Source organism: Pantoea sp. DY-15, assembly GCF_019795935.1.
GTDB lineage: Bacteria > Pseudomonadota > Gammaproteobacteria > Enterobacterales > Enterobacteriaceae > Pantoea > Pantoea leporis.
Map to the genome: position 1 here is coordinate 398,120 of NZ_JAIMIF010000005.1, position 20,641 is coordinate 418,760.

Annotated in this window: 16 protein-coding genes; 13 read left to right on the forward strand and 3 right to left on the reverse strand. The window is 56.5% G+C overall.

Annotation, left to right across the window (positions count from 1 at the left end; translation table 11 throughout):
* The first annotated feature begins 11 nt into the window (after positions 1-11).
* From ubiI to K5Y32_RS19615, 6 genes are all read left to right on the forward strand, one after another.
* Positions 12-1,214 (forward strand): FAD-dependent 2-octaprenylphenol hydroxylase, encoded by a 1,203-nt coding sequence (gene ubiI, locus K5Y32_RS19590; RefSeq protein ID WP_222185530.1) that lies wholly within the window; start codon positions 12-14, stop codon positions 1,212-1,214.
* Positions 1,215-1,636: 422 nt separating this feature from the next.
* Positions 1,637-2,734: a glycine cleavage system aminomethyltransferase GcvT gene (gcvT, locus tag K5Y32_RS19595; RefSeq protein ID WP_110867992.1), complete on the forward strand. Its 1,098-nt coding sequence runs from the start codon at positions 1,637-1,639 to the stop codon at positions 2,732-2,734.
* Between the two features lie 23 nt (positions 2,735-2,757).
* Positions 2,758-3,144, forward strand: a complete 387-nt coding sequence (gcvH, locus tag K5Y32_RS19600; protein WP_192236450.1) for a glycine cleavage system protein GcvH — start codon at positions 2,758-2,760, stop codon at positions 3,142-3,144.
* A 99-nt stretch (positions 3,145-3,243) separates the two neighbouring features.
* On the forward strand, positions 3,244-6,117 hold the full coding sequence (gene gcvP / locus K5Y32_RS19605; protein WP_222185531.1) for an aminomethyl-transferring glycine dehydrogenase: 2,874 nt from the start codon (positions 3,244-3,246) through the stop codon (positions 6,115-6,117).
* Between the two features lie 185 nt (positions 6,118-6,302).
* Positions 6,303-7,046, forward strand: a complete 744-nt coding sequence (locus tag K5Y32_RS19610) for an SDR family oxidoreductase (RefSeq protein ID WP_222185532.1) — start codon at positions 6,303-6,305, stop codon at positions 7,044-7,046.
* Between the two features lie 207 nt (positions 7,047-7,253).
* Positions 7,254-7,907, forward strand: coding sequence for a hemolysin III family protein (locus K5Y32_RS19615; protein ID WP_222185533.1), 654 nt, complete (start codon positions 7,254-7,256; stop codon positions 7,905-7,907).
* Positions 7,908-7,967: 60 nt separating this feature from the next.
* On the opposite strand, the gene ygfZ is transcribed toward K5Y32_RS19615, so the two are convergent.
* A complete protein-coding gene (gene ygfZ, locus K5Y32_RS19620) occupies positions 7,968-8,951 on the reverse strand; it encodes a tRNA-modifying protein YgfZ (RefSeq protein ID WP_101761957.1) in 984 nt (327 codons plus the stop codon).
* Between the two features lie 218 nt (positions 8,952-9,169).
* On the opposite strand from ygfZ, the gene sdhE reads away from it, so the two are divergent.
* Together sdhE and K5Y32_RS19630 are read left to right on the forward strand one after the other, a co-directional pair.
* The gene (sdhE, locus tag K5Y32_RS19625; protein WP_101761958.1) at positions 9,170-9,436 is read left to right on the forward strand and encodes an FAD assembly factor SdhE; all 267 of its coding nucleotides are present in this window, start codon (positions 9,170-9,172) and stop codon (positions 9,434-9,436) included.
* Between the two features lie 34 nt (positions 9,437-9,470).
* On the forward strand, positions 9,471-9,830 hold the full coding sequence (locus K5Y32_RS19630; protein ID WP_354467272.1) for a protein YgfX: 360 nt from the start codon (positions 9,471-9,473) through the stop codon (positions 9,828-9,830).
* On the opposite strand, the gene fldB is transcribed toward K5Y32_RS19630, so the two are convergent.
* Positions 9,827-10,345, reverse strand: a complete 519-nt coding sequence (gene fldB / locus K5Y32_RS19635; protein ID WP_101761960.1) for a flavodoxin FldB — start codon at positions 10,343-10,345, stop codon at positions 9,827-9,829. The genes K5Y32_RS19630 and fldB overlap by 4 nt on opposite strands.
* A gap of 100 nt (positions 10,346-10,445) precedes the next feature.
* On the opposite strand from fldB, the gene xerD reads away from it, so the two are divergent.
* The 3 genes from xerD to recJ are packed head-to-tail and all read left to right on the forward strand — an operon-like array spanning position 10,446 to position 13,809.
* Positions 10,446-11,339, forward strand: coding sequence for a site-specific tyrosine recombinase XerD (xerD, locus tag K5Y32_RS19640; RefSeq protein ID WP_008108233.1), 894 nt, complete (start codon positions 10,446-10,448; stop codon positions 11,337-11,339).
* Positions 11,340-11,361: 22 nt separating this feature from the next.
* Entirely contained in the window at positions 11,362-12,075 is a 714-nt protein-coding gene (gene dsbC, locus K5Y32_RS19645; protein WP_101761962.1) for a bifunctional protein-disulfide isomerase/oxidoreductase DsbC, read from the forward strand.
* A 6-nt stretch (positions 12,076-12,081) separates the two neighbouring features.
* Positions 12,082-13,809 (forward strand): single-stranded-DNA-specific exonuclease RecJ, encoded by a 1,728-nt coding sequence (gene recJ / locus K5Y32_RS19650; protein ID WP_222185535.1) that lies wholly within the window; start codon positions 12,082-12,084, stop codon positions 13,807-13,809.
* A gap of 774 nt (positions 13,810-14,583) precedes the next feature.
* Here recJ and K5Y32_RS19655 read toward each other — a convergent pair.
* The gene (locus tag K5Y32_RS19655; RefSeq protein ID WP_222185536.1) at positions 14,584-17,346 is read right to left on the reverse strand and encodes an autotransporter domain-containing protein; all 2,763 of its coding nucleotides are present in this window, start codon (positions 17,344-17,346) and stop codon (positions 14,584-14,586) included.
* Positions 17,347-17,900: 554 nt separating this feature from the next.
* Between K5Y32_RS19655 and prfB the strand changes: the two genes are divergently transcribed.
* Together prfB and lysS are read left to right on the forward strand one after the other, a co-directional pair.
* A protein-coding gene (gene prfB / locus K5Y32_RS19660) for a peptide chain release factor 2 (protein ID WP_110867985.1) occupies positions 17,901-18,999 on the forward strand; the annotation gives its coding sequence in 2 pieces (ribosomal slippage) (positions 17,901-17,975 and positions 17,977-18,999; 1,098 coding nt in all).
* Positions 19,000-19,008: 9 nt separating this feature from the next.
* Complete coding sequence (gene lysS / locus K5Y32_RS19665; protein ID WP_101761966.1) at positions 19,009-20,529, forward strand: lysine--tRNA ligase; 1,521 nt, start codon at positions 19,009-19,011, stop codon at positions 20,527-20,529.
* Positions 20,530-20,641: the final 112 nt, after the last annotated feature.

Here is a 20,641-nt window from a genome sequence, read left to right on the forward strand (position 1 = left end):
AAGGGGCAGCAATGCAAACTTTTGATGTGGCAATTGCCGGAGGCGGCATGGTGGGTTTGGCCGTCGCCTGCGGACTTCAAGGCAGCGGCTTACGCGTTGCCGTGCTGGAAAAAGCACCCGAGCCACAGTTTGATCCGGCGGCCAATGCGTCGATTCGCGTCTCCGCCATCAACGCTGCCAGTGAACGTCTGCTGCAAAAGCTCGATGTGTGGTCGAGCATTCTGGCGCTGCGCGCCAGCGCCTATCACGGCATGGAAGTGTGGGATCAGGACAGCTTCGGCTCAATCAGCTTTGATGACGAGCAGCAGGGTTTATCGCATCTTGGCCATATTATTGAAAACGAAGTGATTCACAGCGCGTTGTGGCAGCGCGCCAGTCAGAGCAGCGATATCGCGCTGTTTGCCCCGGCGCAGCTGCAGCAAGTGGCGTTTGGCGACAACGAAGCCTTCATTACGTTGCAGGATGGCAGCATGATGAGCGCACGTTTGCTGGTGGCGGCCGACGGCGCGAATTCGTGGCTACGCGATAAAGCGGATATCCCGCTGACTTTCTGGGATTACGAGCATCACGCGCTGGTGGCGAACATCCGCACCGATATGCCGCATGATGCGATTGCGCGTCAGGTGTTTCACGGCGACGGTATTCTGGCGTTCCTGCCGATGCAGGATCCACACTTATGCTCGATCGTCTGGTCGCTCGCGCCACAGGAAGCGGCACGCCTGCAATCGATGCCGGAAGCGCTATTTAATCAGCAGCTGTCGGTGGCGTTTGATATGCGTCTTGGCTTGTGTCAGGTCGAGAGTGAACGTAAAACCTTCCCGTTGACGGCACGTTATGCGCGTAACTTTGCCGCGCACCGTTTGGCGCTGGTCGGCGATGCCGCCCACACCATCCATCCGCTAGCCGGGCAGGGCGTAAATCTTGGCTTTATGGATGCAGCTGAATTAATTGGTGAAATTCGTCGACTGCATCAGGAAGGCAAAGACATTGGTCAGCATCTCTATCTGCGTCGCTATGAGCGCAGCCGCAAGCACAGTGCGGCGATGATGCTGGCGGGGATGCAGGGTTTCCGCGAGCTGTTTGCTGGCACCCATCCCGCGAAAAAGCTGCTGCGTGATGTTGGCCTCAAGCTCGCCGACACGTTACCTGGCGTTAAACCGCTGATGCTGAAACAGGCGATGGGGCTTAACGATCTACCCAGATGGATACGCTAATCATCTTAGCAAACGGCGCCCCATTGGGCGCCGTTTTTCTTTGCTGCACCCCAATGATGCAGCGATGCACCGCAATCGCGCCTCGTTTGATTTATTCTAATTTGACGCCTTAATTCGCATTAGATTAATTCATGTCATAGCCCTGCGCATGCCGGACCATTTCTTAATCCTGTGGCGTGTATTCCCTCAATTTGCTGCATGAAAGTAATTTAGTCGTATTTAGTGCGAAGCTAATCACAATAATGCAGTGATTTATGCTGGGCACTGTTCGATGATTTGATGAAAGGTGGTAGTGTTTCGCCCTCGTTTTCCTCATGGTTAATTGCCACATTAGGTGATAACTTCAGCACTAAGAGAACGTTTGCGTCAGCCTCATCAGGCGACGCAGGCGCGTCACACTCACTTGTCTTTACAGGATGGTTATGACTCAGCAAACGCCTCTATTCGAACAGCATCAGGCAAGCGGTGCACGCATGGTGGACTTCCACGGTTGGATGATGCCGCTGCATTACGGCTCGCAAATGGATGAGCATCACGCGGTGCGTAACGATGCCGGCATGTTTGATGTTTCCCACATGACCATCGTCGATCTGCACGGCGCACGCACCCGCGAATTCCTGCGCTATCTGCTGGCAAACGATGTCGCCAAGCTCACCCAGCCGGGCAAAGCCCTGTATACCGGCATGTTGAATGCCTCTGCTGGCGTCATTGATGATTTGATTGTTTACTTTATGAGCGAAGATTTCTTCCGTCTGGTGGTGAACTCCGCTACGCGAGAGAAAGATTTAGCCTGGATTAAACAGCATGCGCAGCCGTTTGGCGTTGAGCTGACCGAACGTGACGATCTGGCGCTGATTGCGGTGCAAGGTCCAAACGCGCAGCAGAAAGCACAAACGCTGTTGAGCGCCGCTCAGCGTGATGCCGTTGCCGGCATGAAACCCTTCTTTGGCGTGCAGGCCGAAAACCTGTTTATCGCTACCACCGGCTACACCGGCGAAGCGGGTTATGAGATTGCCATGCCAGCGACTGAAGCCGCCGCTTTCTGGCAGCAGCTGTTGGCCGCAGGCGTTAAACCGGCTGGACTCGGTGCGCGTGACACGCTGCGTCTGGAAGCGGGCATGAACCTGTACGGTCAGGAGATGGATGAGGGCGTTTCGCCGCTCGCCGCCAATATGGGCTGGACCATCAGTTGGGAACCTGCCGATCGCGATTTCATTGGCCGTGATGCTCTGCAAGCGCAGCGCGAGCACGGCACCGAACAGCTGGTTGGCCTGGTGATGACCGAAAAAGGGGTGCTGCGTAACGGGTTAACGGTGCGCTTCACCGATCAACAAGGTCAGCCGCAGCAAGGTATTATTACCAGTGGTTCCTTCTCACCAACCCTGGGTTACAGCATCGCGCTGGCGCGTGTGCCAGCCGGCATTGGTGAGCAGGCGATTGTGGAAATCCGCAACCGTGAAATGCCCGTGAAAGTTACCAAACCGATTTTTGTTCGCGCCGGTAAGCCGGTTGCCCAGTAATTTTTTTTCAGGAGAAATGGCCAATGAGCAATGTGCCAAGTGAATTGAAATACCGCGATAGCCACGAATGGGTCCGTAAAGAAGCCGACGGCACCTTCACTGTGGGTATCACCGAACACGCACAGGAACTGCTGGGCGATATGGTGTTTGTCGATCTGCCAGACGTCGGTGCCACCTTCGCGGCCGGAGATGACTGCGCCGTTGCGGAGTCGGTGAAAGCGGCTTCAGACATCTACGCGCCACTGAGCGGTGAGATTGTGGCGGTGAACGACAATCTGGGCGATTCGCCAGAGCTGGTCAACAGCGCGCCGTACGCCGATGGTTGGCTGTTCCGCATCAAAGCCAGCGACGAATCAGAACTCGACGCGATGCTGGATGCCGATGCCTATAAAGCCGCAATCGACGAGTAACCGGTAGTGGCAGAAGGTGGCGCGCTGCGTCGCCTTCTTTTTTATCTGCCTGATTTAACGCCATTTTTGTAACCCAGCCCGATTCAGGATTTACTGCAAATGACCCAGACTCTCAGCCAGCTTGAACACAACGGTGCTTTCATTGAGCGCCACATCGGTCCTACGCCGGAACAACAGGCCTTAATGCTGGAAGCGATTGGTGCCAGTTCGCTCTCCTCATTGATCAGTTCTATTGTGCCTGCCGACATCCAACTGCCAGGCCCGCCTGCAGTAGGCATTGCGGCGACCGAGCAGCAAGCGCTGGCAGAGCTGAAAGCCATTGCCAGTCAGAACCAACGCTATAAATCCTGGATCGGCATGGGCTACAGCGCGGTGATCACGCCGCCCGTCATCCTGCGCAATATGCTGGAAAATCCAGGCTGGTACACCGCGTATACGCCGTATCAGCCAGAAGTGTCGCAGGGCCGTCTTGAGGCGCTGCTCAACTTCCAAACTCTGACGCTGGATCTGACCGGTCTGGACATCGCTTCCGCGTCACTGTTGGACGAAGCGACCGCTGCTGCCGAAGCAATGGCGATGGCCAGGCGCGTTAGCAAACTGAAAACCGCCAGCAAATTCTTCATCGCCAATGACATCCACCCACAGACGCTGGATGTGGTGCGCACCCGCGCAGAAACCTTTGGTTTTGAACTGATTATTGATCGTGCTGACAAGGCGCTGGATCACGATGATCTGTTCGGCGTGTTGCTGCAACAGGTGGGTACGCACGGTGAAGTGCACGATTACCGCTCACTGATTGCCGAGCTGAAAAGCCGCAAAGTGGTGGTGAGCGTAGCCGCAGATTTCATGGCGCTGGTGCAGCTAGAGGCGCCAGGCAAGCAGGGCGCAGATATCGTCTTTGGTTCTGCCCAGCGTTTCGGCGTGCCGATGGGTTACGGCGGACCACACGCCGCGTTCTTCGCCAGCCGCGACGAGCACAAACGCTCGATGCCTGGTCGCATTATTGGTGTATCGCGCGATGCCGCCGGGAACACCGCGCTGCGTATGGCGATGCAAACCCGCGAGCAACATATTCGTCGTGAGAAAGCCAACTCCAACATCTGTACATCGCAGGTGCTGCTGGCGAATATCGCCGGTCTCTACGCGGTGTATCACGGTCCGGTTGGCCTGAAACGCATTGCCTCACGTATTCACCGTCTGACCAGCATTCTGGCTGCGGGCCTGCAAAACGGTGGCCTCAAGCTGCGCCACAACAGCTGGTTCGATACGCTGACGGTTGAAGTGGCCGATAAAGCGGCGGTGCTGAACCGCGCGCAGAGCTTCGGCGTCAACCTGCGCAGCGATATCCACAATGCGGTTGGCATTACGCTGGATGAAACCACCGCCCGTGAAGATGTGCTGGCGCTGTTCGCCATTCTGCTGGGCGATGCGCACGGTCAGGACATTGATGCGCTGGATGCCGCTGTTGCTGCGGAAAACAGTGCGATTCCGGCTGGTCAGGTGCGTGAAAGCGCCTTCCTGACGCACCCGGTGTTCAACCGTCATCACAGCGAAACTGAGATGATGCGCTACATGCACAGCCTGGAGAAAAAAGATTTGGCGCTGAACCAGGCAATGATCCCACTCGGTTCGTGCACCATGAAACTTAACGCCGCGGCGGAGATGATTCCAATCACCTGGCCGGAATTTGCCGAACTGCATCCATTCTGCCCGGCTGAGCAGGCGTCGGGTTATCTGCAGATGATTGGCCAGTTGTCGCAATGGCTGGTGCAGTTGACTGGCTACGATGCGCTGTGCATGCAGCCCAACTCAGGTGCGCAGGGCGAATACGCCGGCCTGCTGGCGATTCGTCGTTACCACGAAAGTCGTAACGAAGGCGGCCGTAATGTTTGCCTGATCCCGAGCTCGGCGCACGGCACCAATCCGGCATCGGCGCAGATGGCGGGCATGTCAGTTGTGGTGGTGGCGTGTGATAAACAAGGCAACATCGATCTTGGCGATCTGCGTGAGAAAGCCGCGCAGGTGGGTGAGCAGCTGTCGTGCATCATGGTGACCTATCCGTCAACACACGGCGTTTATGAAGAAACCATCCGCGAGGTGTGCCAGATCGTGCATCAGCACGGCGGCCAGGTGTATCTCGACGGCGCCAACATGAATGCGCAGGTCGGTATCACCACGCCAGGTTACATCGGCGCGGATGTATCGCACCTTAACCTGCACAAAACCTTCTGTATCCCGCACGGCGGTGGCGGTCCGGGTATGGGGCCAATCGGTGTTAAAGCGCATCTGGCACCGTTCGTGCCGGGTCACAGCGTGGTGCAAATTGATGGCGTGCTGACGCAGCAAGGCGCGGTTTCTGCCGCACCGTTTGGTAGCGCATCGATTCTGCCAATCAGCTGGATGTATATCCGTATGATGGGCGCAGAAGGTCTGAAGCAAGCGAGTTCGGTGGCGATCCTGAACGCCAATTACATTGCCAGCCGTCTGCAATCGGCCTATCCGATTCTGTATGCCGGCCGCGATGGCCGCGTGGCGCACGAATGTATTCTCGACATTCGTCCGCTGAAAGAGCAGACCGGTATCAGCGAGCTGGATATTGCTAAACGTCTAATCGATTACGGCTTCCACGCGCCAACCATGTCATTCCCGGTGGCGGGTACGCTGATGGTTGAACCCACGGAATCAGAAAGCAAAATCGAGCTGGATCGCTTTATCGATGCGATGCTGGCCATCCGCATGGAAATCGATCGCGTTGCCGATGGCGAATGGCCGCTGGAAGATAACCCGCTGGTGAACGCACCGCACACGCAGACAGAAATCGTCGGCGACTGGGCGCATCCGTATACCCGTGAGCTGGCCGTATTCCCGGCCGGTAGCGCCAATAAATACTGGCCGACGGTGAAACGTCTGGATGATGTATTTGGCGATCGCAATGTCTTCTGTTCGTGTGTACCAATGAGCGAATACCAATAATTTAGCCGTCATACTTTGAGCCACAGCGGCGTTGGCTGCGCTCATTCACCCCGGTCACTTACTGATGTAAGCTCCCGGGGATGAATGAACTTGCCGCCTTGCTGTATCTCAAATTATTTAGGCTAAAGTAGCGGGTGATATTTATGAAAGGGCCGATTGTTCGGCCCTTTTTTGTGGAGGCAAAAATGGATCTGGCTTTGATTACCGGCGGTAGTCGCGGCATTGGACGCGCAACCGCACTATCGCTGGCGCAGGCGGGTTATCGCGTGGCGATCAACTATCGTCAGCGTGCAGCCGAAGCGGCAAGCGTGGTGGCAGAGATTGAAGCGCAGGGCGGCAGTGCGTTTGCGCTGCAGGCCGATATTGGCGATGAAGCGCAGGTCATACGTATGTTTGCCGAATTGGATCAGCAAAAGGGCGCGCTGCGAGTGCTGGTGAATAATGCCGGTATTTTGTTTACCCAATGTCGGGTGGAAGATCTGGATGCCGAACGTATTCAGCGCGTGTTCGCCACCAATGTCACCGGCACGTTCATCTGCTGTCGTGAGGCGGTAAAACGCATGGGCACGCATCATGGCGGCAAAGGGGGCGCCATCGTCAATGTGTCATCCGCTGCGTCACGTCTCGGTGCGCCAGGCGAATATGTGGATTACGCCGCCTCAAAAGGGGCGATGGATACGCTGACTAAAGGGTTGTCGCTGGAAGTGGCATCGCAAGGCATTCGCGTCAACAGCGTGCGTCCTGGCCTTATCTATACCGACATGCACGCCGATGGCGGCGAGCCGGGTCGAGTCGATCGCCTGGCGAGCGCATTGCCAATGGGACGCGGCGGCCAGGCAGAAGAGATTGCTGCAGCGATTGTCTGGTTGGCGAGCGATGCGGCGTCTTACGTGACGGGCACCTTTATTGATGCGGCTGGCGGACGATAATCACCAAGCCGGTATCAATACCGACCCCATAAAACAGTATCCGTGCGAAGTGTCGCCATGCATGGCGACCGATTCATTCAAACCCTCGCCTGTCACACCCACTCACAGATTTATTTTAGCGTACATGTGTACTCTGAAAATTATCCCGGTTACTCTGGTTGCTCAGAAATAGCACACTCGCTTTTTCCGTTGTTCAGGAATCCCCTCATGGTACAAACCCCAGTTATTGCCCAGGGCTACTCATTGGCCGAAGAGATCGCCAATAGTATCAGCCACGGAATCGGCTGCATTTTCGGCATCATTGGCCTGGTGTTGATGTTGACGCAAGCCGTTGAATCCCAAGCTAACGTTACCGCAATCACCAGTTACAGCCTGTACGGCGGCAGCATAATTTTGCTCTATCTCGCCTCAACGCTGTATCACGCCATTCCCCATCAAAAAGCCAAACACTGGCTGAAGAAATTTGACCACTGCGCCATTTATCTGTTGATTGCTGGCACTTATACGCCGTTCTTGCTGGTGGGGCTCAATTCGCCGCTGGCACAAGGCTTAATGGTGGTGATCTGGAACCTGGCGCTGGCCGGTATTCTGTTTAAAATCGCCTTTGCCCACCGCTTTGAAGCGCTGTCGCTGGTGACCTATCTCGGTATGGGATGGTTGTCGCTGGTGGTGATTTATCAGCTGGCGATCAAACTGTCGCCGGGCGGGATTTGGCTGCTGGCTGCCGGTGGCATTGTCTATTCGCTAGGGGTGATATTCTACGTCTCGCGCCGTATTCCTTACAGTCACGCCATCTGGCACGGTTTTGTGCTCGGCGGCAGCGTATTGCACTTCTGCGCGATTTATTTTTATGTGATGTAAGCTCAATCCAGGTCGCCATAAATGGCGACCCTACGTGTTTAGTGCCGACCTGGCCCGCAATTATTCTGTCAATGAATACGGCAGCGGCTGAATGGTCAATTTGCCACTTTCGTCGCCTTCCACGCGCAATACGCTATCTGGCTCCAAATCATTATTCATCACTACCTGCACCCAAACGCTGCCGTCATCCAACTGCACACCGCTCAATACGGTGCCGGTGCGACGCCATTTATCGCCCATCTGCAGCTCCATCGAACCGCCAACCTCCGGCACTTTGCTGGCTTTACCTGCCAGCCAATAGAGTGCGCGTTTGTTCGCACCGCGGAATTTGGCGCGTGCCACCATCTCCTGGCCGGTGTAGCAGCCTTTTTTGAAGCTAATGGCATCCAGCGCCTGCAGGTTGGTGGCTTGTGGAATCAGCTGCGCGCTGGTGGCGCTTTCAATCACCGGAATGCCCGCTTCAATATCCAGCGCCAGCCATTGCAGGCTGTCGTTGAACTGCGCTTCTCCCGCCAGTTTCTCTTTCAACGCATTCGCCTGTTCTGGCGTGGTCACCAGCAGGAAACGTTCGGCTGGCTGATCAAACCACAAAAGCGTGCTCTCACCTTGCTGTACTACCGGCGTTTCCGCATCCGGCAGTGTGCTGAATACGCCTGCCAGCGCGGCGCGCGCCTGGAAACCGGCAACGCCGAGCAGCACCGCTTCATCGTCAGCCACGATGGTGACTTTGGCGAACACCGCGTATTTCTTCAGTTCGGTAAGCTGCTGCTCACGCAGGTTGCGACGCACCACGTAAGCGTAACCTTCGCTGCGATGGAACAGACGAATGTTGCTCCACATTTTGCCTTTGGCATCGCAGTGCGCGGCGGGACGATGCTGCGTCTCGCCCATCGCCGCGACATCCAGCGTCAACTGACCTTGCAGATAAGACGTGCTGTCGTTGCCTTGCACCTTAACCAGCGCCCATTCGTCGAGCGAAATCAGGGTTAAAGGCAGGCGTGACGATGCAGCAGGCTGGCGAGGTGGAAGGGTAAAAATCGACATGTCTCTTTCCTGATTAATGAGGTAATAGGTTGCAATGGTAAAAGAGCAGTGCGGCTTTGCAACCTGTTTACTGAATATGGCGCACAAATCGCGTGATACCCATTGCAAACTGGGGGATGTAACGCCGAGGTATTGCACAGGGTTAAGCACAGCGCCTGCAGCGAGAAAAAAAAGCAGGTACACTGAGCCCCACTGTTTTTAGTCATGGAACCTGAGACATGGAAATTAACGACAAAGCCCGCGTCCAATGGGCATGCCGTCGCGGCATGCTGGAGCTGGATATGGCTATCATGCCGTTTTTCAAATTTGAATATGATTCGCTGAACGACACCGATAAGCAGGTTTTTATCGCGCTACTAAAGAGTGACGATCCCGATCTGTTCAACTGGTTGATGAATCACGGTGAACCGGTTGATCCCGAGTTCAAACGTATGGTGAAACTGATTCAGCAGCGCAACCGTGAACGCGGTCCGGTGGCAATGTGATCTGCGAGCGTCACGCAGTGCGCGCGCACTGAATGTGACGCTTTCTCTACTGTGCACCGGTTTGCTGCTGGCGCTGGAGTGGCCTGACGCGTGGGCGTGGAGCAAAGCGCCGGTGTTAGTGCTGCTGCTGGCGGAGTGCTGGCGTAACGAGCGCCGTTTGGTTCAGCGCGTAGGTCATTTGGTGCTGGACGTGAAGGGCAATTGGCTGTGGCGCGGCGTGCGCTGGCGAGCGGAACGTAATGCGGATTGGTTGCCGTATGGCGTTTTGCTGGTGCTGCGTAATCAGCAGGGAAAACGCTGGCGGCTATGGTTAATGCATGACAACCTGCCGCCCGGTGAATGGCGCACGCTGCGCGCCTGCTGTTTTCTAAGGGATGGTCAAACGCTGCCTTAAAGCAGCGCTGCGGTTTCCGTCAGAATCTGTTCGCACCACTGCTCAATGCGCTCATCGCTCTGTTCGAACTGGTTAACATCGTCGAGCGCCAAACCGACAAACTGCGTGCCATCGGCGGTCAGCGGTTTTTTGCTGGTGAACTCATAGCCTTCCAGCGGCCAGTAACCCACAAACTGCACGCCCATCGGCTGCAGCAGTTCGTGCAGCATGCCCAGCGCATCAAGGAACCATTCGGCGTATTCGCCCTGATCGCCCATGCCGTACAGCGCCACGATTTTTCCGCGCAAATTCAGCGCCGGAATCTGTGGCCAAATCGCTTCCCAATCTTCCTGTAACTCACCGAAATCCCACGTCGGAATGCCGAGGATCAGCAAATCGTACTGCTCCATCAGCGACGGATCGTCATCTTTCAAATTGTGCAGCGTGACTAATTCTTCACCGATAAAGTCGCGAATCTTCTCCGCCGTCATCTCGGTGTAACAGGTGCTCGAACCATAAAACAAACCGATATTCATGCAATTAATGCTCTGTCTGAACCTGACTCGGGGGCAATTGTACCAGAAGCAGGCTACTTTCAGGCATAATGAGCACGATTTCACACGGGCGGAGAGTACAGTGCAGGACAGCGATCTGATCGAACAGTTTCTGGATGCGCTTTGGATTGAGCGTAATCTGGCGCAGAATACGCTCGCCTCTTACCGGCAGGATCTGCAAACGCTCACCGGCTGGCTGCATCACCACGATCGCACGCTATTAACGCTTGAAGCGCTTGATTTGCAGCAGTTTCTTGCCGAACGCGTTGAGGGCGGCTACAAAGCCACCAGCTCGGCGCGCACCCTCAGCGCCATTCGCCGCTTGTGCCAATATCTCTATCGGGAAAAAGTGCGCAGCGACGATCCCAGCGCGCTGCTGTCGGCACCGAAACTGCCGCAGCGTCTGCCGAAAGATCTCAGTGAAAACCAGGTCGAACGCTTGCTACAGGCACCGAGCATTGATGTGCCGCTCGAACTGCGCGACAAGGCGATGCTGGAGCTGCTGTACGCCACCGGTTTACGCGTAACGGAGCTGGTGGGTTTGACCATCAGCGATATCAGTCTGCGTCAGGGCGTGGTGCGCGTGATCGGTAAAGGCAACAAAGAGCGGCTTGTGCCGTTAGGTGAAGAAGCGGTTTACTGGATTGAATACTATATGGAACATGGCCGGCCGTGGCTGCTCAACGGGCAAACGCTGGACGTGATGTTTCCCAGCCAGCGCGCGCAGCAAATGACGCGGCAGACCTTCTGGCATCGTATCAAACACTATGCGACCCTTGCCGGTATCGATAGCGAAAAGCTGTCGCCGCACGTGCTGCGCCACGCATTTGCCACACATTTACTGAACCACGGCGCCGATTTACGCGTCGTACAGATGTTGCTGGGCCACAGCGACCTCTCGACTACCCAAATTTATACGCACGTCGCCACTGAGCGTCTGCGTCTGTTACATCAACAGCATCATCCGCGCGCTTGAGATGCGGTAACAAGGATTTAAGATGAAAAAGCAGCTAACGATGCTGGCTCTGCTGGTCAGTGCATTCACTGGATTGGCGCATGCCGATGACAACGCTATTCAGCAAACGCTGAAAAAACTGGGATTGCAGCAGGCTGAAATCCAGCCGTCCCCGCTGCCGGGTATCAAAACCGTACTGACCGAAAGCGGTGTGCTTTACGTCTCCGAAGACGGCAAGCACATGATTCAGGGCCCGCTATATGATGTCAGCGGCACCCAGCCGATCAACGTTACCAACCAGCTGCTGGACAAAAAAGTCACTGCGCTGGCGCCAGACATGATTGTCTATAAAGCGCCGAAAGAGCAGCACGTCATCACCGTGTTCACCGACATCACCTGCGGCTACTGCCGCAAGTTGCATGAGCAGATGGCCGACTACAACGCGCTCGGCATCACCGTGCGCTATCTGGCCTTCCCGCGTGAAGGTCTGAATGGTCAGGTAGAAAAAGCCATGCGCGCCATCTGGTGCAGCGCCGATCGTAACAAAGCTTTCGATGCAGCAATGAAAGGCGATGCGCCGCAGATGGATGCGCCAGCGACCTGCAAAATCAATATCGAGCAGCAGTACAAACTCGGCATCCTGTTTGGCATTCAGGGTACGCCAGCCATTCTCACGGATAGCGGCATGATGATTCCTGGCTATCAGGGACCGCAAGAGCTGAAGCAGGTGCTTGACGGCCAGAAGCGTGGCGGTTAACGCACAGTGATTCATTCTGTTGAATTGCGTCGGCGCGAAGCCGAGACCGAAGCCAGCTTACCCGCTGATTTGCACCCATTGCTGCGCCGCTTGTATCTGCAACGCGGCGTGAAACTGGCGCTGGAACTGGAGCGCGGCGCTAAACATCTGCTGCCTTGGCAAACGCTCGGTGGCATCGAAGCCGCCGTAACGCTGCTGCATCAGATGCTGCTGGCGGGCAAACGCATTGTGGTGGTGGGCGATTTCGATGCCGATGGCGCCACCAGCACCGCGTTAACCGTGCTGGCGCTGCGCAGCCTCGGCGGCAACGTTGATTATCTGGTGCCAAACCGTTTCGAAGATGGCTACGGTTTGAGTCCGGAAGTGGTTGAGCAGGCTAAAGCGCGCGGTGCGGAAATGATCCTCACCGTCGATAACGGCATCTCATCACATGCCGGTGTGGATACCGCGCATCAGCACGGCATTCCGGTGCTGGTTACCGATCACCACTTGCCGGGCGAAACCTTGCCTGCCGCTGAAGCGATTGTGAATCCGAACCTCAACGACAGCGAATTCCCTTCACGTTCGCTGGCGGGTGTTGGCGTGGCTTTCTATCTGATGCTGGCGCTGCGTGCGCACCTGCGTCAGCAAAACTGGTTTAGTGATAGCCGCGCCGAGCCAAATCTGGCGGAGCTGCTGGATCTGGTGGCGCTGGGCACCGTAGCCGATGTGGTGCCGCTGGATGCCAACAACCGCATTCTGGTGTGGCAAGGTTTGAGTCGTATTCGCGCGGGCAAATGCCGCGCCGGGATTCGCGCGCTGCTGGAGATTGCCAACCGTGATGCGCGTCAACTCGCCGCCAGCGATCTTGGTTTTGCCGTGGGTCCACGCCTCAACGCTGCCGGTCGTCTGGATGATATGTCGGTTGGCGTGGCGTTGCTGCTCACCGAAGATATTTCCCAGGCGCGCATGCTGGCGAATGAACTTGATGCACTGAATCAGACGCGTAAAGAGATTGAGCAGGGCATGAAGAGCGAAGCGCTGGCGCTGTGCGATGAGCTGGAGCGCCAGCATACCGATCTGCCGCTGGGTTTGGCGTTCTACCATCCCGAATGGCATCAGGGCGTGGTGGGGATTCTGGCGTCGCGCTTGAAAGAGCGCTTCCATCGCCCGGTGATCGCCTTCGCCCCCGCCGGAGACGGCACGCTGAAAGGTTCGGGCCGCTCAATTGCGGGTTTGCATCTGCGCGATGCGCTGGAGCGTCTCGACACGCTTTTCCCTGGCTTAATGATCAAATTTGGTGGTCACGCCATGGCGGCCGGATTGTCACTGGAAACCGCGAAGTACGAGGAGTTCCGTGCGCGATTTGCCGCGTTGATTGATGAGTGGCTGGATGGCGAAGCGTTGCAGGGCGTGATTTGGTCGGACGGCGAACTGCATGCGCAGGAGTTTACCCTGCATACTGCCGAAATGCTGCGCGAGGCCGGTCCGTGGGGCCAGGCATTCCCGGAACCCGTGTTCGATGGCAAGTTCAAGCTGTTACAACAGCGGTTAGTGGGCGAGCGTCATTTGAAAGTGATGGTCGAGCCGCTCGGCGGCGGCCCGCTGTTGGATGGGATTGCCTTCAACGTGGATACCACGCTGTGGCCAGACAGCAGCGTGCGTCAGGTGCAGCTGGCCTATAAGCTGGATATCAATGAATACCGCGGCAATCGTTCGGTGCAACTGATCATCGATCATATCTGGCCGATGTAAGGTGAGTGAGGTCGCCATGAATGGCGTAATGCCGCTCAGTTAAGCGCAGAGCGACTTTCGTTCGCCATGTGCTGAGGCAGTTGCAGCACTTTCGTGCGGCGACCGAGCAGAGGACGCCTGGCCGCGCCCTCTGCACTCCCGGGCCCTGCGCCAGCCCAACCCGCCGCTTCGCGGTGCCTTCACTCATTCACGATTTCTGACGGACCGGCGTCGATTCGCTCCTGCTCAGCGCCGCCTCTCGCCGCATCCATGCGGCTCGCCCTGGAATCCCTCATTCGCTCAGCGGGTTGGGATGTCGCCTCAACACCCGCGCTGCTGCATCAATGCATTATTTTGACTCACCATCGCTACAAATCCCGTAGGGTCGCCATTCATGGTGACCTGGTGCGCATGAATGCTCACCCTACGAAAAAACCGTTCGGGCACTGTCATCACAGGCGGCGGTGTTGGGCGCCATCCGCAGCGCCGAGCGCAGAGTGACGGCCAGGATGAGCCGACAGGACGTCGGCGAAAGCGCGGCATGAGCCAGGAAGGCGAATCCGCGCGGTCCGTCAAGCCGGAGGGATAAGCGAGGGAACAGCGAGGACGGCGCAAGGCGCGGATTGCTAAGGTCCGCGCCTTCGGACCTTAGCCCGGCCGCCTGCTTCATGCATTCTGAAACTGCCAGATGCTTAGCGGGCGGAACCCCTGCGATGTCAGCGCGCTGCTTATCTGACAAGCATAACGCCATTAGCGGTGACCCTGCGCCGCAGGATGCGCATTGATGCGCAGGACTCAGAAACTCACATCCACACCGCCGCGCAGCACTTTCTCGTCACCGCGATCGGCGAAGTGCTGATCGGCGCGCAGGAACAGGTGCGCGCGTGACGTCTGCGCCACATCCAACCGCACACCTAACCACTGCGAACGGCGATCAAGCTGCATGCCGGGAATCGTGAAGCGGTTCTGGTCATCGCCAAATCCGCCCCAGCGCGCGCTGACATCCATCGACGGATTGTTGAATGCGTACTGGTATTCGCCATAAAGACTCAGCATGCTCCACAATCCAGCCGACCAATCCTGCCGTGCGCTGATACTCAAACCGCTATAACCGACGCTGCGTCGATAGCTGTCGCCGTCGCCGCTTAGACCAAACGCGCTGCCCTTATCCTCAAACGCACCGGTATCCAGCCCGGTTTCACGCCAGCCGAGATAGGGTTCGAGGCGATAATTCTCCTCAATTGTCCAGCGATAGCCGCTTTGCAGCGCCGCCTGCCAGCTGTTGCTGCTGGTGGTCGATGACACCGGCGAAGCTTCATCCAGCAACACCAGACGCTTTAACTCATCGCGACCATGTTGATAGCTGAGATTGCCCTGCAGATACCATGCTGGCGTCAAATCGTAGCGGCCATACAGCATCGCGCCTTGCAGGCGATTACGGCTGGTGCCGCCGCTTTGGTCGTAGGTTGAGTCGATCTGATTCTGCGTCCAGGCCACGCCCACGCGCAGACCAGGAATACCCAAATCGCTATCCACGCCCAATGCGGTAAGCGTGTTGCGGTAATCGGTGCCGAGGTAGCCCGCCTGATCCAGTGAACCGCGCAGTTGACCGCTCTCCAGCCAGAAACCGTAACGGTTGTCGGCGCTGGCATCGGCGATACGGTTACTCAACAGGCGGCTTTGATAATCCAGTGCGTTAAACAGTACCGCGTTGCTGGAAGCGTGCGCCTGACCGGAAAGTGAATTGATGGCGGCCTGCGCACTGCGGGCATCTGCCAGCGACTGAAACGCTCCTGCTGCGCCCAGCGCTGACTGCTGCGCACTGCTCAGTGAACCCTGTTGCTGCCAGCTGTCCGCTACGCTAAACGCCTGCTCCAGATTCGCGGCCGTTTGCTGAGTGCTGGCGCTGTTCATGCCCAGCGCTGCCGCTACTGCTGCGGTATTTTTACGCGTCAGCTGGCCAGTGACGCTGTTGGCGTTGTAGCTGACCGAACCATCAAGAAACACGCCAGTATTGACCTGGCTGAACTGGCCGCTAACACCCGCATCGCTGGTCAGCAGCGTTTCCTGCTGTTTCACCACATATGTTGATGAGGGGGGCGCGAGGTTTAGCGTGCCGTCCAGCGTAGAGTGGCCTGCTACACGCAGTGGGCTGTTTAACGCGATATTGAGCACGCCATTACTGCGTTGCTGGTAATCGCCTTGCACCTGCAAACCGCCGTTGACCGTTCCCTGATTGAGTAAGCTGCCGCCAATCACACCGCTGCCACCTAAAGTGCCACTGCCGCTGACGTTGGCACTGCCAGCAATCGCACCCTCAATCAGCAACGTATTGGCGGCAACGCTGGTCTGGCCGAGGTAACTGTTGTTAGCGGTTAACCGCAGCACGCCGCCATTATTGGCGCCGTCGAGTATCAGGCCACGATCGCCGCTGATGGCATTCGAGAAGACATAGCTACCCGCATCCAGGCTGGCGTGAAAATCATTGGCCCAGAACATTGCCGGACCGTTGAGCGCTTTCGCCTGGTTGAGGTCGCCCCAGCCGAAGGTGTTGTTGTAAGGCCGCCCGTTTGCGCTATCCGCAGCGCCTGCGTAAGCATCACTGCGATAAGTGGCGGTGGTCAGCAACGTTTGCTGCAGGTTGTAGCCGCTCATCCACGGAAAGCGCTGCAACACTTGCGAAGCGGCCGCAGCGGCGCGCGGTGCGGCAAACGAGGTGCCGTAGCTACGCGCATTTACCCAGGTACCATCGGCGTTCTGAAAGCGATAATCGGTGTATCCCGGTGCGCTCAGGCACCATGCCGCGGCGTTACCACAGGCATCAAACGGCCCGGTTAACGCCGCGCGGTTCGCCGTGTCGTATGAGGTGCTGTCCATCACGCCGGTAACGGCCAGCATATTCTTTTGCAACGCGCTGTCCTGATAAATCAACGGCAGCTGCGCGTTAGGGGACGGTGTTGCAGTGCCGCCATTGCCGGTGATCACCACCGCCAAACCGTTAGCGGCCGCAATCTCACGCATGCTTTGCACCAGCACCTGATAGTGCGGCTGCGCATCGGATAGCGCCTGTGCGGAGGTTAAGCGCTCGCTGGAGGCGTACGACATATTGAAAACCCGCACGCCCTGGCTCAGCAGGCCGCTCACCGCACGCGCGGTATCGTCGTATTGAAAAACATTGTTTTGCGATGCCTGCGCCACATACAGCGTGCTGCCCGGCGACAGGCCTAATAACGTCAGCGCCACCACGGTGCCGTGACCGTTAATGCCCTGATTATCATTCAAACTACTGCCGCCGCCGACGTAGCTGGTGAACTGCACGTTGGCGTAATTGATTTCACTGCGATCGGGCGATAACCCTGAATCAATAATGCCGACTTTGCTGGCATTGCCTGAAGCGCTGGGCTGAGCTGGCGTGGGTGTCTCAGGGGTGCCGGTGGTGGGCGAGGTTGCCGCGCTACCGCCACCTCCGCCGCCGCCGCCGCCTCCGCAGGCGGTAAGTAACAAAGGCATTAACAAGGCAAGCAGGCGCGGTGAAGTGCGCAAACCGGGAATAAACATCGATACTCCTTCATGTCTCTCAGGACATGTTGTGCCCGCTCACGTTTACGGGCGCTGATTACTGTGTCATTCCCTGTCGAAGCTGCGCATTCCTGGCGATCGTGGTGACAAACGGTCTGGACGTCAGTGATGTCCATCGGGGGGATAGTCACTGAGCAAAATGATAAAAGGGCGCTAATAAATCGATAGGCTGAATATCAGCTGCTTAATGGCGTTATTTGAGACGTGTCTGCTTTCTTGCAGGAAATTTCTCACAAGACAATTCTTAATGATTTATCGTTATAAATCATGATCTTTAATGACGTCATCTGGCGCCAATTGCCTAATTTTTGCAGGAAAATTCCTAAGAAGGTTCTGAAGGCGAGGTATTTGCGGAGGTGTTTGGGAAAGCGTAGCGGGTAAAGCTTTCCAGAAGGATAAGAACTTTTTTTCTTACGGCGGAGGCGCGCTCACTCAGGCGGCGTGCAATGCTACAAAGTGCGCACACTTTCGGGTAAACTAGCGCGTTAGTTTTTATCTCCTTTCACCGAATCGTCAAAAAAGACTGAAAAGCCATGTTTGAAATTAATCCGGTCAAAAATCGTATCCAGGACCTCAGTGAGCGCAGCGACGTTCTTCGGGGGTATCTTTGACTACGATGCCAAGAAAGAACGCCTCGAAGAAGTAAACGCCGAGCTGGAGCAGCCTGACGTCTGGAACGAACCTGAGCGCGCGCAAGCGCTGGGTAAAGAACGTGCTTCACTGGAAGCGGTAGTGGAAACCTTAGATCACATGACGCAAGGCCTGGAAGATGTGCAGGGCCTGCTGGATCTGGCGGTGGAAGCCGACGACGAAGAGACTTTCAACGAAGCGGTTGCCGAGCTTGATGCACTGGAAGTGAAGCTGGGCGAACTGGAATTCCGTCGTATGTTCTCTGGCGAATATGACAGCGCCGACTGCTACATGGACATTCAGGCCGGTTCCGGCGGCACTGAAGCGCAGGATTGGGCCAGCATGCTGCTGCGCATGTATCTGCGCTGGGCGGAAGCCAAAGGCTATAAAACCGAAATTATTGAAGAGTCAGACGGTGAAGTGGCCGGAACCAAATCCGCCACCATTAAAATCATCGGCGACTACGCGTTTGGCTGGCTGCGTACCGAAACCGGCGTTCATCGCCTGGTGCGTAAGAGCCCGTTCGATTCCGGCGGCCGTCGTCACACCTCATTCAGTTCGGTGTTTATCTACCCGGAAGTGGATGACAACATCGATATCGATATCAATCCTGCCGATCTGCGTATCGACGTTTACCGCGCCTCCGGTGCGGGTGGCCAGCACGTTAACAAAACCGAGTCTGCAGTGCGTATTACCCACTTGCCGACCAACATTGTGGTGCAGTGCCAAAACGACCGTTCACAGCACAAGAACAAAGATCAGGCCTTCAAGCAATTACGCGCCAAGCTGTACGAATATGAGATGCAGAAGAAAAACGCGGATAAGCAGGCAGCGGAAGATAACAAATCTGATATCGGCTGGGGCAGCCAGATCCGTTCTTATGTTCTCGACGATTCACGCATCAAGGATCTGCGTACCAGCGTAGAAACCCGCAACACCCAAGCGGTGCTGGATGGCGATATCGATCGTTTTATTGAAGCAAGTTTAAAAGCAGGGCTATAAGGAACCGACATGTCTGAACAACAACCGCAGAGCGCTGATGCCGCCCTTGAGTTAAACAACGAACTGAAAGCGCGTCGCGAAAAACTCAGCGCGCTGCGTGAAAAAGGCGTGGCGTTTCCTAACGATTTCCGCCGCGATACCACGTCCGATGTGCTGCACGCCAGCTATGACGCGAAAGAGAATGAAGAGCTGGAAGCGCTGGGCGTTGAGGTGAGCGTGGCCGGTCGTATGATGACGCGCCGCATCATGGGTAAAGCGTCATTCGCGACCCTGCAGGATGTCGGCGGCCAGATTCAGATCTACGTCTCACGCGACGATCTGCCAGAAGGCGTCTACAACGAGCAGTTCAAGAAGTGGGATCTCGGCGATATCCTCGGTGCGCGCGGTAAGCTGTTCAAAACCAAAACCGGTGAGCTGTCGATCCACATCACTGAGCTGCGTCTGCTGACCAAAGCGCTGCGTCCGCTGCCGGACAAATTCCACGGCCTGGCCGATCAGGAAACCCGTTATCGTCAGCGTTATCTCGATCTGATCTCCAACGACGATTCGCGCAAAACCTTTAAAATTCGCTCACAAATCATGGCCGGCATTCGTCAGTTCATGGTTAACCGCGATTTTATGGAAGTGGAAACCCCGATGATGCAGGTGATTCCGGGCGGCGCGTCTGCGCGTCCGTTCATCACCCATCACAATGCGCTTGATATCGATATGTACCTGCGTATTGCGCCAGAGCTGTATCTGAAGCGTCTGGTGGTTGGCGGTTTTGATCGCGTGTTCGAGATCAACCGTAACTTCCGTAACGAAGGGATTTCGCCACGCCATAACCCAGAGTTCACCATGATGGAACTCTATATGGCGTATGCGGATTACAAAGATCTGATCGAACTGACCGAAAGCCTGTTCCGTACGCTGGCGCAGGATGTGCTGGGCACCACGGAAGTACCGTATGGCGATCACAGCTTCGATTTCGGTAAGCCGTTCGAGAAGCTCACCATGCGTGAAGCGATCAAGAAATACCGTCCGGAAACTGACCTGAGCGATCTGGAAGACTTTGATAAAGCGGTAGCGATTGCCCAATCACTGCACATCAAAGTTGAGAAGAGCTGGGGCCTGGGCCGCGTCGTTACAGAGATCTTCGAAGAGACCGCTGAAGCGCACCTGATTCAGCCAACCTTCATCACCGAATACCCGGCTGAAGTATCACCGCTGGCGCGTCGTAACGACGAGAACCCGGAAATCACTGACCGCTTTGAGTTCTTCATCGGCGGCCGTGAAATCGGTAACGGCTTCTCAGAGCTCAACGATGCAGAAGATCAGGCTGAGCGTTTCCTGCAGCAGGTGAATGCGAAAGAGTCTGGCGATGACGAAGCGATGTTCTACGACGAAGACTACGTCACCGCGCTGGAGCACGGCCTGCCGCCAACCGCTGGTTTGGGTATTGGTATCGACCGTATGGTGATGCTGTTCACCAACAGCCACACCATCCGCGACGTGATCCTGTTCCCGGCACTGCGCCCGACCGGTAAGTAGTATTTCGCCGCAGTCCCCCATCCCGGCCTTCCCCCATAAATGGGGGAAGGAGACGCTGCCACATGCAACTCCCCAACTACCATATGGCAGCATCTTCCTCCCCCATTCATGG

What these genes read in the sequence shown, in the direction of transcription:
- dsbC (WP_101761962.1), top strand. Translation starts at nt 11,362, where the DNA reads ATGAAAAAGCAGCTAACGATGCTGGCTCTGCTGGTCAGTGCATTCACT.
- gcvP (WP_222185531.1), top strand. Translation starts at nt 3,244, where the DNA reads ATGACCCAGACTCTCAGCCAGCTTGAACACAACGGTGCTTTCATTGAG.
- gcvT (WP_110867992.1), top strand. Translation starts at nt 1,637, where the DNA reads ATGACTCAGCAAACGCCTCTATTCGAACAGCATCAGGCAAGCGGTGCA.
- fldB (WP_101761960.1), bottom strand. Translation starts at nt 10,345, where the DNA reads ATGAATATCGGTTTGTTTTATGGTTCGAGCACCTGTTACACCGAGATG.
- sdhE (WP_101761958.1), top strand. Translation starts at nt 9,170, where the DNA reads ATGGAAATTAACGACAAAGCCCGCGTCCAATGGGCATGCCGTCGCGGC.
- K5Y32_RS19610 (WP_222185532.1), top strand. Translation starts at nt 6,303, where the DNA reads ATGGATCTGGCTTTGATTACCGGCGGTAGTCGCGGCATTGGACGCGCA.
- lysS (WP_101761966.1), top strand. Translation starts at nt 19,009, where the DNA reads ATGTCTGAACAACAACCGCAGAGCGCTGATGCCGCCCTTGAGTTAAAC.
- gcvH (WP_192236450.1), top strand. Translation starts at nt 2,758, where the DNA reads ATGAGCAATGTGCCAAGTGAATTGAAATACCGCGATAGCCACGAATGG.
- ubiI (WP_222185530.1), top strand. Translation starts at nt 12, where the DNA reads ATGCAAACTTTTGATGTGGCAATTGCCGGAGGCGGCATGGTGGGTTTG.
- K5Y32_RS19615 (WP_222185533.1), top strand. Translation starts at nt 7,254, where the DNA reads ATGGTACAAACCCCAGTTATTGCCCAGGGCTACTCATTGGCCGAAGAG.
- ygfZ (WP_101761957.1), bottom strand. Translation starts at nt 8,951, where the DNA reads ATGTCGATTTTTACCCTTCCACCTCGCCAGCCTGCTGCATCGTCACGC.
- K5Y32_RS19655 (WP_222185536.1), bottom strand. Translation starts at nt 17,346, where the DNA reads ATGTTTATTCCCGGTTTGCGCACTTCACCGCGCCTGCTTGCCTTGTTA.